This window comes from Pseudomonas sp. PS02288, assembly GCF_029959715.1.
Lineage (GTDB): Bacteria > Pseudomonadota > Gammaproteobacteria > Pseudomonadales > Pseudomonadaceae > Pseudomonas_O > Pseudomonas_O kuykendallii.
On sequence record NZ_JASCPA010000045.1, the window covers coordinates 1 to 14,043 of the forward strand.

Genomic DNA, 14,043 nt, shown 5'->3' on the forward strand with positions numbered 1-14,043 from the left:
GGCGATGCGTGATCGCATCGCCGCCCGGTTCCTCGACGGTTTCAGGCCCTCAGCAGACGCCGGCGGATGCCTTCGGGCATGGACGAATCCGCCGCCGTGTCCGCTGCGGCCGGCTCCAGTCCCAGTTCCATCAGCCAGTTCAGCGCCAGCTCGTGCAGCCGGGCCTTTTCATAGATCGGCCAGGCTTGGCGTGCAGCGGGAAACTGCTCCAGCTCGTAGCCGAAGGTGCGCAGCGGTCGCCGGCTCTGCAGGGCCGCCGCCAGCAGCGGATGGGCGTGCGGGTCGTGCAGGTCGAAGAGGAATGCCTCGCGCATGTCGATGCGGTCGGCGGTGTCCAGCGGCGGGATGCCGGCATAGCGCTCGGGATCGCTTTCCAGCTGATAGAGGGTTTGCGTGTCTGGGTCGTCGGCATCCAGCGAGATCAGCTGGCCGCTGTGCAGATCGAGGTAGTGCTCGAGGGGGCCCGGATCGTCCAGTGCGCGTTCCAGGCGGTGCATGTCGATGGTCAATACGCGCATATCGTCGGCCTCCTGGGGTTTCCACCCGCAGTAGACCATAGCTACGGCGACCCGTGCGGCGCCCTTCGCGCGGGCGCCGACGACGGGGCGATCAGGTTCGGAAGCGCGCCACGCGCTGTTGCAGTTCGGCGCCCAGGCGGGCCAGCTCGACGCTCGAGGCCGCGGTCTCCTCACTGGACGAGGCGGTCTGCTCGGAGATGTCGCGCACGTTGATGACGCTGCGGTTGATCTCCTCGGCGACCACCCCCTGCTGTTCGGCCGCGGCGGCAATCTGCTGGTTCATCGCCTGGATGGTCGACACCGCCCGGGCGATGTCGCCGAGACGGCTGCCGGCGCTGCGGGTCAGCTCGACCGTGCTTTCGGTCAGTGCCCGGCTGCTGTCCATCAGGCTGGCGGCGCGCTGAGTGCCGCTCTGCAGGCCCGCGATCAGCTCCTCGATCTCCTCGGTGGATTTCTGCGTGCGTTGCGCCAGGCCGCGTACTTCGTCGGCGACCACGGCGAAACCGCGTCCGGCGTCCCCGGCACGGGCGGCCTCGATGGCGGCGTTGAGCGCCAGCAGGTTGGTCTGCTCGGCGACTGACTTGATTACGTCGAGCACGCTGCCGATGCGCTCGCTTTCCTGCTTGAGCAGGCCGACCGCGTCGTTGGAGCGGCTCACTTCGGCGGCCAGGCGATCCATCTGCCCCACCGCGTCGTTCACCGCGGTTTCGCCCTCACGAGCCTGGCGATCGGCAGTGCTGGCGGCGAGCGAGGCTTCCTCGGCGTTGCGTGCGACTTCCTGCACAGTGGCGGCCATCTCGTTCATCGCGGTGGCGACCTGGTCGGTCTCGCTCTTCTGGCTGTTCACCCCGGCGCTAGTCTGCTCGGTGACCGCGGACAGCTGTTCGGCGGCGCTGGCGATCTGGGTGACGCCGTCGCGGATATGCCCGATCAGCTCGCGCAGGTTGAGGGTCATGCGCTGCATGCTCTTCTGTAACTGGCCCAGTTCGTCCTTGCGCCGCACCTGAATGTCCTGGCCTAGGTCGCCGGACGCGATACGTTCCGCCGCGACCAGGGTGAGGTTGAGGGGGCGGGTGATCTGCCGGGTGATCAACGCCGCGGCGAACACGCCGATCAGCAGCGCCAGCGCGGCGCTGATCGCGAGCAGCCCGCGGGTACGCCCGGTTTCGCTGGTGCGCTTCTCGTTCTGGATCTGGTAGAGCTGCTGGGCGATCTGCAGGAAGCGCTCACCCTCGCTCTGCATGGCGGCGAACTGAGCGGCAGCCGCATCGCTGGCGGTCCGGAACTGTACGACAGCATTACGGTAAGCCTGCAGGGCGGTGGCGATTTCGCCCAGGCTGGCATCCGCCGCGCCGGTCTGCTGGCCCAGTTGGGTGATGCTGCCGATGGCGGCGTCGACGGCGTCGAGCGCGGTCTGTTGCACGCTCGGATCGTTGCTGTAGGTGTAGCCGCGCACCTGGTAGCGCGCCTGCTGCACAGCGAGGCGCAGTTGGGCGACGAGGCGGAACTCGGCGAGCCGGGTAGCATCGTCGAGCGCGCTGTCACCGAGCACGCGCTGCTCCAGGGCGGTGATCAGTTGCACGGCGTGATCGGCATTGCTGCCAAGGCTGGCGCGGGCAGCCTCGCGGGTCTGGTAGGCCTGGCCAAGCAGCTCGATGGCTTTCTGGTAGGCGTCATTGGTGGCGTCCTGCTCGCCAACCAGTTCCATGTCGTCGGGGTCGAGGGTCGCGCCCAGGTCGTCGGAGATCTTGTCGATGTCCTTGAGGCGGCCACGCAGCCGTTCGGCTGTGGCGGGCTCTTGCTTGATCAGATACTGCAGGCGGGAGACGTTCAGGTCCTTGGTCATTTCGCCGAAGCGCGCGGCCGCGCCCAGTTTGTCTCCTCGCTCGATGGTCTGTCCCAGGCTGAACCAGCCGGTTAGGGTGATCAGCAGGGTAAGCAGCAGCACCAGGCCGAAGCCCAGGGCGAGTTTGAGTTTGACGCTAAGGTTGTCGAACCAGTCCATCGCGTGTCTCCACGACAAGAAGGCCATTCCCTGGGGGCGGGATGCTGCGCTTATCGGCCGCAGGTCGCGACTCTATAAAGGTGTAGGACAATTTTAGAAGCGAACCGTGAAAATCCGCAGGGCGCGGGTTCAGTACAGGCGTGCGAGGAGGGCGGTGACGGCGGTTTCGACCCGCAGGATGCGATCGCCGAGCTGCACGGGCGCCAGTCCCGCCGCGATCATCTTCTCGACTTCATAGGGAATCCAGCCACCTTCCGGGCCGATCGCCAGCGTCACCGGAGCGTCGATGCCGCGCGGGCAGGCAGGGTAGTCGCCCGGGTGGGCGATCAGACCGAGGCTGTCGGCAGCGACCGATGCCAGTCGATCCTCTACGAAGGGCTTGAAGCGCTTCTCGATACTCACATCCGGCAGCACCGTGTCGCGCGCCTGTTCCAGACCGAGAATCAGCTGTTCGCGGATCGCGGCAGGCTCGAGGAAGGGCGTCTGCCAGAAGCTCTTTTCCACCCGGTAGCTGTTCAGCAGGACCAGCCGCGGAACGCCCATGGCGGCGACTGTCTGCAGCACGCGGCGAAGCATCTTCGGGCGCGGCAGGGCGAGCAGCAGGGTCAGCGGCAGCTTGGCCGGAGGTGCCTGGTCGAGATCGACCTGCAGTTCCGCTTCGTCGGCTTGCAGCCGCAGCAGGCGCGCCGTGCCCATCGCTCCGCCCAGGCGGCCGACGCGCAGGCTGTCGCCGGCCTCGGCGCGGTGCACGTCATGCAGATGGGTGAGGCGGCGATCGCGCAGGATGGCCCGGTCCGCCGCGACGAAGTCGGCGTCTTCCAGCAACAGCAGGTTCACGGCAGTGGTGCGGGCGGCTGGTCGGTGCTTTCGGCTTCTTCGCGCTCGTCGCGGCTCTTGCGCACGAAGCGCGAGAACAGCAGGCCGACCTCGAAGAGCATCCACATCGGCACGGCCAGCAGGGTCTGCGACATGGGGTCCGGCGGGGTGAGGATCATCCCGACCACGAAGCAGCCGATGATCACGTAAGGGCGGATCTTCTTCAGGTAGGCGACGTCGACGACGCCGATCAGCGTCAGCAGGACCACCGCGACCGGAATCTCGAAGGTCAGGCCGAAGGCGAACAGCAGGGTCAGGAAATCCAGATAGCTGTTCACGTCGGTCATCGTGGTGACGCCTTCCGGCGCCTGGCTGATGAAGAAATGGAACATCAGCGGGAACACCAGGTAATACGCGAAGGCCATGCCGGCGTAGAACAGCACGATGCTCGACGCCAGCATCGGCACGGCGATGCGCTTCTCGTGCTTGTACAGGCCCGGCGCGATGAAGCCCCAGATCTGTCCGAGGATGATGGGCATCGCCAGCAGCACCGAGACGATCATGGTCAGCTTCAATGGCGCGAGGAACGCCGAGGCCGGATCGATGGAGATCATCGTCGCGCCTTCGGGGAGAAAGCGCCGCAGCGGTTCCGAGGCGTAGGCGTAGATCTGCTTGGAGAAGTACAGCAGGCTGATGAAAATCAGGAAGACCGCGGCCACGCAGCGCAGCAGGCGCGTGCGTAGCTCGGTGAGGTGCGAAACCAGGGGCATTTCCTGGTCCTGTTCCGGTATCTCGCTCATGGGTTGCGCGGCGGCTCTGGCGTGACGGGGGTGTCGACTGCTGGCGGCGATAGGGCATCGCTCTTCGGCTCGGGATGCAGCGCGGCCTCCACGGTCTCCGGCGAAGCGGCGGCGGGCTGCTCCGGCGTGGTGTTCGTCGGCGGCTGGATGCTGCGCTTCATCTCGCGCTCCAGCGACAGGATGTTCTCGTTGTGCAGCTGCCGGCGAATCTCGTCGGCGCCGATTTCGCGCTCCACTTCCTGCTTGATCGCATTGAAGCTGCGCTTGAGCCGGCCCACCCAAAGGCCGGCGGTACGCGCCGCGCCCGGCAGGCGCTCCGGTCCGAGAACCAGCAACGCCACCAGGGCGATCAGCAGCAGTTCGCCGAAGCTGATACCGAACATGGATTAATCCTTGCGCGCCGGCTCTTCGACCTTGTGCGCCTGGGCGTCGATGGTGTGCGGCTGCTCGAGCGGCGTGGTCGAGGCCTTCGGCTCTTCGGTCGGGCGCTCGTCGTCGTTCATCGCCTTGCGGAAGCCCTTGATCGATTCGCCGACATCCGCGCCCAGGCCCTTGAGCTTCTTGGTGCCGAAAACCAGTACTACGACGATGAGAATGACGATCCAGTGTTTCCAGTCGAAAATGCCCATGGAGAACCTCGTGTGATTAGTGGGAGTCGGAGCGGGCGGCCTTTTCGGCATGCCCGGAGAGGCCGAAGCGCCGGTCCAGTTCGTCCAGCACGGCCTGCGGATGCTGGCCGAGGGCGGCGAGCATGACTAGGCTGTGGAACCATAGGTCGGCGGTTTCGTAGATCAGGTCGCTGCAGTCGCCGCTATTGGCGGCGTCCTTGGCGGCGAGGATGGTTTCCACCGATTCCTCGCCGAGTTTTTCCAGGATCTTGTTCAGACCCTTGTGGTACAGGCTGGCTACGTAGGAACTGTCGGCCGACGCGCCCTTGCGCGCCTCGAGCACTTCGGCCAGGCGGTCGAGCGTGTCAGTCATGGTGATGGCCCGCCGCATAGATGGCTTTCGGGTCTTTCAGCGGCGCCTCGACGGTCTTCCAGTCGCCCTCCTGGTAAAGCCGGTAGAAGCAGCTTTCGCGCCCGGTGTGGCAGGCGATGCCGCCGACCTGCTCGACCATCAGGATGATCACGTCGGCGTCGCAGTCCAGGCGCAGTTCGTGGAGCTTCTGTACGTGACCGGAGTCCTCGCCCTTGCGCCAGAGCTTGTTGCGCGAGCGCGACCAGTAGATTGCCCGGTTTTCCGCGACGGTCAGGCTCAGCGCCTCACGGTTCATCCAGGCCATCATCAGCACCCGGCCCGTACGGTGGTCCTGGGCGATGGCGGCGACCAGGCCGTCGGCGTTCCAGTTGATCTCGTCAAGCCAGTCTTTCATGGTGTCTTTCCGCGCCGGCGCGCCCTGTTCGCAGGGCTCGCGCCGTACTGCCAGTGTCTATGGAGGGGACCTAGTGTGCCAGCCGATGACGCGGCTGGCTATCGGCGCACGACCAGGTAAAGACCCGCAGCGGCCATGATCCACATCGGCCAGGCCTCGATCGCGTTCAGCGATCCGGCGTTCGCGGCGAGTACCGCACCACCGCCGAGCAGGGCTGCACCGAGCAGGCGCAAGATGCCGCCGTCGCGACGTTCGCGCCAGGGCGGCGGAGGGTCTTCGGCATGCGGTTGCGACATCCGTTCGAGCAGGTCACGGGTCATGTTGGCCAGGTGCGGCACCTGTTCGAGTTGTGTCTGCAGGTTGCGCAGCAGGGTTTTCGGGCTCATCCGCTCCTTCATCCAGCGTTCGAGGAAGGGTTGCGCGGTGGTCCACAGGTCGAGGTCCGGGTAGAGCTGGCGTCCGAGGCCTTCGATGTTCAGCAGGGTCTTCTGCAGCAGCACCAGCTGCGGCTGGATTTCCATGTTGAAGCGCCGTGCGGTCTGGAACAGGCGCAGCAGCAACTGGCCGAAGGAAATGTCGCGCAGCGGCTTCTCGAAGATCGGCTCGCAGACGGTACGGATCGCCGCCTCGAATTCGTTGACCTTGGTGTCCTTGGGAATCCAGCCGGAGTCGATGTGCAGCTGCGCCACCTTGCGGTAGTCGCGCTTGAAGAACGCCACCAGGTTGCGTGCCAGGTAATCCTGATCTTCCGGCGTGAGGCTGCCGACGATGCCGCAGTCCACCGCGATGTATTGCGGGTTCCACGGTTGCTGGGTGCTGACGAAAATGTTGCCGGGGTGCATGTCGGCGTGGAAGAAGCTGTCGCGGAACACCTGGGTGAAGAAGATCTCCACGCCGCGCTCGGCGAGCAGCTTCATGTCGGTGCGCTGGCTGGCGAGGGTCGCCAGGTCGGTGACCGGAACGCCGTAGATGCGCTCCATCACCAGCACTTTCGGCCGGCAGTAGTCCCAGTGCACCTGCGGCACGTAGAGCAGCGGCGAGCCGGCGAAGTTGCGCTTCAACTGGCTGGAGTTGGCCGCCTCGCGAAGCAGGTCGAGTTCGTCGTAGATGACCCGCTCGTAGTCGCTGACCACTTCCACCGGGTGCAGGCGGCGCGCCTCGCTGGACAGCCGCTCCGCGAGCCGGGCGATCAGGAACAGCCAGGCGATGTCCTGGGCGATCACCGGCTTGAGCCCCGGACGCACCACCTTGACCACCACTTCCTCGCCGCTGTGCAGGCGCGCGGTATGCACCTGGGCTACCGAGGCCGAGGCCAGCGGTTGCTGCTCGAAGCGGGCGAACAGCCGGGCGATCGGCGCGCCGAGCTGCGACTCGATCAGGGCCACGGCCTGTTCCGGCGGGAACGGCGGCACCTTGTCCTGCAGGAAGCTCAGCTCGTCGGCGATATCTTCGGGCAGCAGGTCGCGGCGCGTGGAGAGAATCTGGCCGAACTTGATGAACACCGGGCCGAGGCCTTCCAGCGCCAGGCGCAGGCGCTGCCCGCGGCTGTGCGGCGAGGTGCGCCGCGGCAGCCAGCGCCAGGGCAGCAGGTAGCCGCAGACGCGCAGGTACCAGGGCAGCGGCAGTTCGAGGACCAGGTCGTCGAGGCGATAGCGGATCACCACGAAGAGGATGCGGAGCAGGCGGCTTAGCGCGGCGAACAGCTTCATGCTTGGGGCTTGGGTCCTTGGACGAGACGCTCGACACGCGCCTCAAGACGGTCGAGGGCCAGTTTCAGCGCATCGAGTTCGGCGAAACGTGCTTCGGCTTCGCGGGCACCGACCAGGCTGGCGGTTTCCTCGGCCAGGTAGTCCTTGAGGTCGAGACGCAGGCTGTCGAGGCTCTGCTCGGCCCAGTTCGACGCGCCCCGCAGGCGGCTGCCGAGGACATGGCTGGCCACCGGTCCGATCCAGCGCGACAGCTCGTACTCCCAGTCCAGTTCGAGGTCCTGGAGTACCGCGGACAGTTCCATCAGCACGCCGCTGTCGCCGTCGATCTGCACGTCCGGGCGATGCAGCACGGCGGTCTTCTGCCGGCTGGTGGCCAGGCGCAGCAGGGTGCCGGCAGGGGCGCGCAGCACGCAATCCGCTGGTGCCGCCCATTGCCGGGCCAGGCGCAGGCCGTCCGCGTGAGGCAGGATGAACAGGCGCACGGCGGGCGAGGCGCAGTCGACCTCGATCACCTTGCCGGACAGCCCGGCGAGGCGCGCCTGTGCACTGCTGTCCAGCGCGAGGATACGGTTGATGCCGCTTTCGGCGGCGGCGAGCAGGGCCTGGGTGATCATCAGGGCTTGATTCCCCGATGCAGGGCGACGATGCCGCCGGTCATGTTGTGGAAGGTGACCGCGGCGAAGCCGGCATCGGCCATCATGCCCTTGAGGGTTTCCTGATCCGGGTGCATGCGGATCGACTCGGCAAGGTAGCGGTAGCTGTCGGCATCGTTGGTGATCAGCTTGCCCATCATCGGCAGCAGGCTGAACGAGTAGACGTCGTAGGCCTTGGACAGCAGCGCGCTGGACGGTTTGGAGAACTCCAGCACCAGCAGCCGGCCCCCCGGCTTGAGCACGCGCAGCATCGAGCGCAGGGCGTCTTCCTTGTGGGTGACGTTGCGCAAACCGAAGGCGATGGTCACCACGTCGAAGTGATTGTCCGGGAAGGGCAGCTTTTCCGCGTCGGCCTGGACGAACTTGACGTTGCCGGAGACGCCCTTGTCCATCAGTCGATCGCGGCCGACGGCGAGCATCGAGGCGTTGATGTCGGCCAGCACCACTTCGCCGGTCGGGCCGACCAGGCGCGAGAACTGCCGGGTCAGGTCGCCGGTGCCGCCGGCGATGTCGAGCACCCGGTTGCCGGTGCGTACACCGGAGAGCTCGATGGTGAAGCGCTTCCACAGGCGATGAACGCCGCCGGACATCAGGTCGTTCATCAGGTCGTACTTGGCCGCCACCGAATGGAACACCTCGGCGACTTTCTGCGCCTTCTGGCTCTCCGGCACGCTCTTGTAGCCGAAGTGGGTGGTGGGCTCGGCGTCTTGGCGGTTAAGCGGATCGTTCATGTCGCAGGCACCGGTGGATAAAAGTGGCGGCCATTCTAAACCGAAAAGCCGACGCCAGGCGCCACGCGCTGTGCGCTGCGTGCGCCGCCGTGGGGCGTGGCTGGTCGCGCTTGATATAGTGTCGCGTCCAACTGCCGCAGCAAGGAGCCTGCATGTCCTCCATCCGCATCGAACGTGAACATTCCCTCGGCCTGGAAGCCGCCCGCGGCAAGGCCGAGGCGATCGCCGCCCGGCTCGCCAGCGATTTCGGCGTCAGCTCGCAATGGGCCGGCGACGATCTCGAGCTGAGTCACTCGGCGGCCAATGGGCGCATTCAGGTGCAAGAGAACAAGGTGTGCGTCGAGTTGAAGCTGGGCCTGATGCTCGCCGCGATGAAGGCGCCGATCCAGGCGAAGATCGAGCGCAGCCTGGAGAAGGCACTGGGCCAGGCGTGAGCCTTAGAGCATCAGTCTGACCACCGATTCGCTGGGGTCGCGCGAGCGCCCGGCGGCGGAGAGTTGCTCCAGGTACTCGGCCCAGAGTTGTTCCTGGTGCGTAGCCAACTGGTACAGGTAGTCCCAGCTGAACAGGCCGCTGTCGTGGCCGTCGTCGAAGGTCAGCTTCAACGCGTAGTTGCCCGCCGCCTCCACCTTGCTCAAGCCGACGTCGATCTTGCCGTACTGCAGGATCGGCGTGCCGTGACCCTGCACTTCGGCCGAAGGCGAATGCACGCGCAGGAATTCTGCGGGCAGGCTGTAACGCTCGGCGCCGTATTCCAGGTCCAGGGTCTTCGACGCCTTGCGCAGTTTGATCGCGGTGGGGACGCGCATCGGTGGAACTCCAGCGGATTCACCCGCGCCGAAGGATCGGCCCTCGCCGCGGGGCAGGTTCAGAGAATGTAGCGCGACAGGTCTTCGTCCTGCGCCAGTTCGCCGAGGTGGCCGTTGACGTAGGCGGCATCGATGCGGATCGGCGCGCCGTTCTGCTGCGAGGCCAGGTCGCCGGCGCTGAACGAGACTTCCTCGAGCAGGCGTTCGAGCAGCGTGTGCAAGCGCCGGGCACCGATGTTCTCGGTCTTTTCGTTGACCTGCCAGGCGATCTCGGCGAGGCGCTTGATGCCGTCCTCGACGAATTCGATGTGCAGCCCTTCGGTCTTCAGCAGCTCGCGGTACTGCTCGGTGAGCGAGGCGTGCGGCTCGGTGAGGATGCGCTCGAAGTCTTGCGGCGACAGCGCCTTGAGTTCGACGCGGATCGGCAGGCGGCCCTGCAGTTCGGGCACCAGGTCGCTGGGCTTGGACAGGTGGAAGGCCCCCGAGGCGATGAACAGGATGTGGTCGGTCTTGACCATGCCCAACTTGGTGTTGACCGTGCTGCCCTCGATCAGCGGCAGCAGGTCGCGCTGCACACCCTCGCGGGAGACGTCCGCGCCGCCGGCGTTGGCGCGCTTGGCGACCTTGTCGATCTCGTCGATGAAGACGATGCCGTTCTGCTCCACGGCTTCCAGCGCCTTGGCCTTGAGTTCTTCCTCATTGACCAGGCGCGCGGCTTCCTCGTCGCGGACCAGTTTCAGCGCTTCCCTGACCTTCAGCTTGCGGCTCTTCTTCTTGCCCTTGCCCATGTTGGAGAAGAGGTTCTGCAGCTGGCTGGTCATTTCCTCCATGCCGGGCGGCGCCATGATTTCGACGCCGGCCGGGGCTTCCGCCACTTCGATCTCGATGTCCTTGTCGTCCAGCTGGCCTTCGCGCAGGCGCTTGCGGAACAGTTGGCGGGTGTTCGAGTCGCCGCTCGGCACCGCGTCGTCGTTGAAGCCGGTGCGTGCCGGCGGCAGCAGCGCGTCGAGGATGCGTTCCTCCGCGGCGTCTTCGGCGCGGTGGGCCACGCGTACCATTTCCTGCTCGCGGAGCATCTTGATCGCCGCGTCGGCGAGGTCGCGGATGATCGATTCGACATCGCGGCCGACGTAGCCGACCTCGGTGAACTTGGTCGCTTCCACCTTGATGAACGGGGCGTTGGCCAGCTTGGCCAGGCGCCGGGCGATTTCGGTCTTGCCGACGCCGGTCGGGCCGATCATCAGGATGTTCTTTGGTGTCACCTCGGGGCGCAGCTCGGCCGGCAGCTGCATGCGCCGCCAGCGGTTGCGCAGGGCGATGGCGACGGCGCGCTTGGCATCTTCCTGGCCGATGATGTGGCGGTTGAGTTCGTGGACGATCTCGCGGGGCGTCATGGACATAGTGGTTGGCTCGTTGCAGACGTTGGCCGCGCGGCGCGCGGGCCGGGCGGCGGAGGGAGGTGGAGACGCGTCAGATCGCCGAATCCAGCTCTTCGAGAGTGAGGTTCTGATTGGTGAAGACACAGATCGAACCGGCAATGTTCAATGCGCTTTCGGCGATCTCGCGCGCCGACAGCTCGCTGTGCCGGAGCAGCGCCATGGCCGCGGCCTGGGCGAAGCCGCCGCCCGAACCCATGGCGATCAGGCCTTCCTCGGGTTCGACGACGTCGCCATTGCCGGTGATGATCAGCGAGGCATCCTTGTTGGCCACCGCCAGCATGGCTTCCAGACGGCTCAGCGAACGGTCGGTACGCCAGTCCTTGGCCAGTTCGACGGCCGCGCGCACCAGGTGGCCCTGATGCCGCTCGAGCTGGCTTTCGAAGCGTTCGAAGAGGGTGAAGGCGTCCGCGGTGGCGCCGGCGAAGCCGGCCAGCACCTCACCGTGGTAGAGGCGGCGAACCTTCTTCGCGTTGCCTTTCATCACGGTGTTGCCGAGGGAAACCTGGCCGTCGCCGCCCATGACGACTTTGCCGTTGCGGCGAATTGAAACGATGGTGGTCAAGGGGAACATCTCCACGCAGCGGGGCATTCTCGCCCGAATGGAGATTCATATTGGGGCGCGAAACCGCGGCTTCAAGCCGTCCCGCGATTGCAGCCCGCGCGCCGGACCGGCGCGCCTGAAGCGTTCGGGCCTCAGCGCACCTGCCGCTGTTGCAGCAGCAGGTTGCCGAAGCCGCTGGCGGAGAGCTGCTTCTGCGCGCCGGCCAGTTGTTCCTTGCTGACGAACGGGCCGACCAGCACGCGGTACCAGACTTCCTCGCGCACAGTGCCGGACTCCACCTGCACCGCCTGGCCGAGCAGGATGATCTGCGCGCGCACCCGGTCGGCATCGGCCTGCTTGCGGAACGAGCCGGCCTGCAGGAAGTACTGCGTTGTCAGCGGTGCCTTGGCCACCGTCGTCGCGTTCGCCGGCGTGTTCGGCGCGGGCACGGAGACCGGCGGGGGCGGCGGAGGCACCTGGCCATTGAGTGCCGCCTCGGCGCGCGCGGTATCGATCTTCGCCGCCTGCTCGGGCGTCACCGGCGTGGCGGGCGGCGTGGCCGGCATCGAGTCGGGCGGCACTATCACTTCGGATTCGGGCAGCAGCGTGTAGAAGTCGTACTTCGGCTTCACCGGGCCGGCGACTTCGGCGGCGGCCTTCTGCGCGGCTTTCTGCGCGACCTCGGGTTTGACCCGCTTGATCTTGTCGTCGCCGGGCTCGAGCTTCATCAGCAGCACCACGAAGGCACCGATCGCCAGCCCGCAGGCAAGCCACAGCCAGCCCGGGATGGGTTTCTTCGAGGGGGCCTGGTAGCGGCTGGCGCCGCGCTTGGGGGGAGCCTTTTTCTTTGCCGCCACTTACATGCGCTCCAGGGTCTGCAGGCCCAGCAGTTCGAGGCCCTGCTTGAGGGTGCGCCCGGTCAGCGCGGCAAGGCGCAGACGGCTCTGGCGGGTTTGCTCGTCCTCGGCGGCGAGGATCGGGCAATGCTCGTAGAAGCTGGAGAACAGCCCGGCGAGGTCGTACAGGTAGCTGCACAGTACGTGCGGCACGCCTTTCTCGGCGACGTTGCCGAGCACTTCGCCGAACTGCGCCAGCTTGCCGGCCAGCGCCAGTTCCTGCTCGGCCTGCAGGACGATGCGTCCGTCCAGCTCGTGATAGCCCTTGCCCAGCTTGCGGAACACGCTGGCCACGCGGGTGTAGGCGTAGAGCAGGTAGGGCGCGGTGTTGCCCTCGAAGCTGAGCATCTGCTCGAAGTTGAAGCTGTAGTCGCTGCTGCGGTGCTTGGAGAGGTCGGCGTATTTCACCGCGCCGATGCCCACCGCGTGGGCGATCCGGCGCAGTTCGGCGTCGTCCAGTTCGGGGTTCTTGCCCTTGACCAGCGCATAGGCGCGCTCTTCGGCCTCGTCGAGCAGGTCGACCAGCTTCACCGTGCCGCCGTCGCGGGTCTTGAACGGACGGCCGTCGGCGCCGTTCATGGTGCCGAAGCCCATGTGTTCGAGCTGCATGTTCGGCGGCACGAACCCGGCGCGTCTGGCCACGGCGAAGACCATCTGGAAATGCAGCGCCTGGCGCTGGTCGACGAAGTACAGCGCGCGGTCTGCCTTCAGCACGCCGGCGCGGTAGCGCGTGGCGGCGAGGTCGGTGGTGGCGTAGAGGTAGCCGCCACCGGCCTTCTGCACGATCAGCGGCAGCGGGTTGCCCTCGGAGTTCTTGAACTCGTCGAGGAACACGCAGCGCGCGCCTTCGCTTTCGGTGAGCAGGCCCTTGGCGTCTAGGTCAGCGACCACCTGGGCGAGGTCGTCGTTGTAGGCGCTCTCGCCCTTGACGTCGGCCATGCTCAGCTTCACACCGAGGCGGTCATAGACCTTCTGGCAGTGGCTCAGGGAGATGTCGTTGAAGCGGTGCCACAGGCGCAGGCATTCGGCGTCGCCGGCCTGCAGCTGGACCACCAGCCCGCGGGCGCGGTCGGCGAATTCGGCGGATTCGTCGAAGCGTTTCTTCGCCGCGCGGTAGAACCCTTCGAGGTCGGAGAGCTCGGCGTCGCTGCCCACCGGCTGCTCCTGCATGAACGCTAGCAGCATGCCGAACTGGGTGCCCCAGTCGCCGACGTGGTTCTGCCGGATCACCTCGTCGCCGAGGAATTCCAGCACCCGCGCCACGCCGTCGCCGATGATGGTCGAACGCAGGTGGCCGACGTGCATTTCCTTGGCCAGGTTGGGCGCCGACAGGTCGACCACCACGCGCTGCGCCGCACCGCCCTTGCGCACGCCGAGGTGCGCGTCGGCCAACGCCGCTTCCAGGCGCCCGGCCAGGGCGTCGCTGTTCTGGAAGAAGTTGAGGAAGCCCGGCCCGGCGATTTCCACCTTGGCCAACTGCTCGTCGGCGGGCAGCGCGGCGATCAGTTTTTCCGCCAGGTCGCGCGGCTTCATCGCCGCCGGCTTGGCCAGCATCATGGCGATGTTGCTGGCGAAATCACCGTGGGTCTTGTCCTTGCTGTTCTCCACCTGGATCGTCGGCGTAAGGCCCTCGGGCAGCACGCCGTCGGCGACGAGGCGTGTCAGGGCTTGCTGGATCAGCTGGCGAATCGTGTCTTTCATAGTCTGCTCGGTCGGCCTTGGCGGGTCGAAAACCGCGGATTATAGAGGCA

17 protein-coding genes are annotated in these 14,043 nt (G+C 66.4%); 1 reads left to right on the plus strand and 16 read right to left on the minus strand.

Annotated elements, in window-relative coordinates:
* Positions 1 to 41 precede the first annotated feature (41 nt).
* From QMX85_RS16810 to ubiE, 11 genes are all read right to left on the minus strand, one after another.
* Positions 42 to 518: a UPF0158 family protein gene (locus QMX85_RS16810; RefSeq protein WP_282342688.1), complete on the minus strand. Its 477-nt coding sequence runs from the start codon at positions 516 to 518 to the stop codon at positions 42 to 44.
* Between the two features lie 91 nt (positions 519 to 609).
* Positions 610 to 2,523, minus strand: coding sequence for a methyl-accepting chemotaxis protein (locus QMX85_RS16815; protein ID WP_282342690.1), 1,914 nt, complete (start codon positions 2,521 to 2,523; stop codon positions 610 to 612).
* A 129-nt stretch (positions 2,524 to 2,652) separates the two neighbouring features.
* Positions 2,653 to 3,360 (minus strand): 16S rRNA (uracil(1498)-N(3))-methyltransferase, encoded by a 708-nt coding sequence (locus QMX85_RS16820; protein WP_282342692.1) that lies wholly within the window; start codon positions 3,358 to 3,360, stop codon positions 2,653 to 2,655.
* Entirely contained in the window at positions 3,357 to 4,139 is a 783-nt protein-coding gene (gene tatC, locus QMX85_RS16825) for a twin-arginine translocase subunit TatC (RefSeq protein WP_282342694.1), read from the minus strand. Before tatC ends, QMX85_RS16820 begins: the two co-directional genes overlap by 4 nt.
* A complete protein-coding gene (gene tatB, locus QMX85_RS16830) occupies positions 4,136 to 4,522 on the minus strand; it encodes a Sec-independent protein translocase protein TatB (RefSeq protein ID WP_282342696.1) in 387 nt (128 codons plus the stop codon). The genes tatC and tatB overlap by 4 nt, the downstream gene beginning before the upstream one ends.
* 3 nt (positions 4,523 to 4,525) lie before the next feature.
* Positions 4,526 to 4,768: a twin-arginine translocase TatA/TatE family subunit gene (locus tag QMX85_RS16835; RefSeq protein WP_090225641.1), complete on the minus strand. Its 243-nt coding sequence runs from the start codon at positions 4,766 to 4,768 to the stop codon at positions 4,526 to 4,528.
* A 16-nt stretch (positions 4,769 to 4,784) separates the two neighbouring features.
* Positions 4,785 to 5,120, minus strand: a complete 336-nt coding sequence (locus QMX85_RS16840; protein WP_282342699.1) for a phosphoribosyl-ATP diphosphatase — start codon at positions 5,118 to 5,120, stop codon at positions 4,785 to 4,787.
* Positions 5,113 to 5,514, minus strand: a complete 402-nt coding sequence (gene hisI, locus QMX85_RS16845; protein WP_282342701.1) for a phosphoribosyl-AMP cyclohydrolase — start codon at positions 5,512 to 5,514, stop codon at positions 5,113 to 5,115. The genes QMX85_RS16840 and hisI overlap by 8 nt, the downstream gene beginning before the upstream one ends.
* A gap of 98 nt (positions 5,515 to 5,612) precedes the next feature.
* Positions 5,613 to 7,223, minus strand: coding sequence for a ubiquinone biosynthesis regulatory protein kinase UbiB (gene ubiB, locus QMX85_RS16850; RefSeq protein ID WP_282342702.1), 1,611 nt, complete (start codon positions 7,221 to 7,223; stop codon positions 5,613 to 5,615).
* The gene (locus tag QMX85_RS16855) at positions 7,220 to 7,837 is read right to left on the minus strand and encodes an SCP2 sterol-binding domain-containing protein (RefSeq protein WP_090225648.1); all 618 of its coding nucleotides are present in this window, start codon (positions 7,835 to 7,837) and stop codon (positions 7,220 to 7,222) included. The genes ubiB and QMX85_RS16855 overlap by 4 nt, the downstream gene beginning before the upstream one ends.
* Positions 7,837 to 8,607, minus strand: coding sequence for a bifunctional demethylmenaquinone methyltransferase/2-methoxy-6-polyprenyl-1,4-benzoquinol methylase UbiE (gene ubiE, locus QMX85_RS16860; protein ID WP_090225649.1), 771 nt, complete (start codon positions 8,605 to 8,607; stop codon positions 7,837 to 7,839). Before ubiE ends, QMX85_RS16855 begins: the two co-directional genes overlap by 1 nt.
* Before the next feature lie 152 nt (positions 8,608 to 8,759).
* Between ubiE and QMX85_RS16865 the strand changes: the two genes are divergently transcribed.
* Positions 8,760 to 9,041, plus strand: coding sequence for a polyhydroxyalkanoic acid system family protein (locus tag QMX85_RS16865; protein ID WP_282342704.1), 282 nt, complete (start codon positions 8,760 to 8,762; stop codon positions 9,039 to 9,041).
* A gap of 3 nt (positions 9,042 to 9,044) precedes the next feature.
* On the opposite strand, the gene QMX85_RS16870 is transcribed toward QMX85_RS16865, so the two are convergent.
* The 5 genes from QMX85_RS16870 to argS all read right to left on the minus strand — a co-directional run bounded on the left by QMX85_RS16870 (position 9,045) and on the right by argS (position 13,993).
* Positions 9,045 to 9,416, minus strand: a complete 372-nt coding sequence (locus tag QMX85_RS16870) for a DUF971 domain-containing protein (RefSeq protein ID WP_282342707.1) — start codon at positions 9,414 to 9,416, stop codon at positions 9,045 to 9,047.
* 59 nt (positions 9,417 to 9,475) lie between these two features.
* Complete coding sequence (hslU, locus tag QMX85_RS16875) at positions 9,476 to 10,816, minus strand: ATP-dependent protease ATPase subunit HslU (RefSeq protein ID WP_090225654.1); 1,341 nt, start codon at positions 10,814 to 10,816, stop codon at positions 9,476 to 9,478.
* Between the two features lie 70 nt (positions 10,817 to 10,886).
* Positions 10,887 to 11,417, minus strand: a complete 531-nt coding sequence (gene hslV / locus QMX85_RS16880; RefSeq protein WP_090225655.1) for an ATP-dependent protease subunit HslV — start codon at positions 11,415 to 11,417, stop codon at positions 10,887 to 10,889.
* Between the two features lie 131 nt (positions 11,418 to 11,548).
* Positions 11,549 to 12,253, minus strand: a complete 705-nt coding sequence (locus QMX85_RS16885) for an SPOR domain-containing protein (protein ID WP_282342709.1) — start codon at positions 12,251 to 12,253, stop codon at positions 11,549 to 11,551.
* Positions 12,254 to 13,993, minus strand: coding sequence for an arginine--tRNA ligase (gene argS, locus QMX85_RS16890; protein ID WP_282342711.1), 1,740 nt, complete (start codon positions 13,991 to 13,993; stop codon positions 12,254 to 12,256).
* Positions 13,994 to 14,043: the final 50 nt, after the last annotated feature.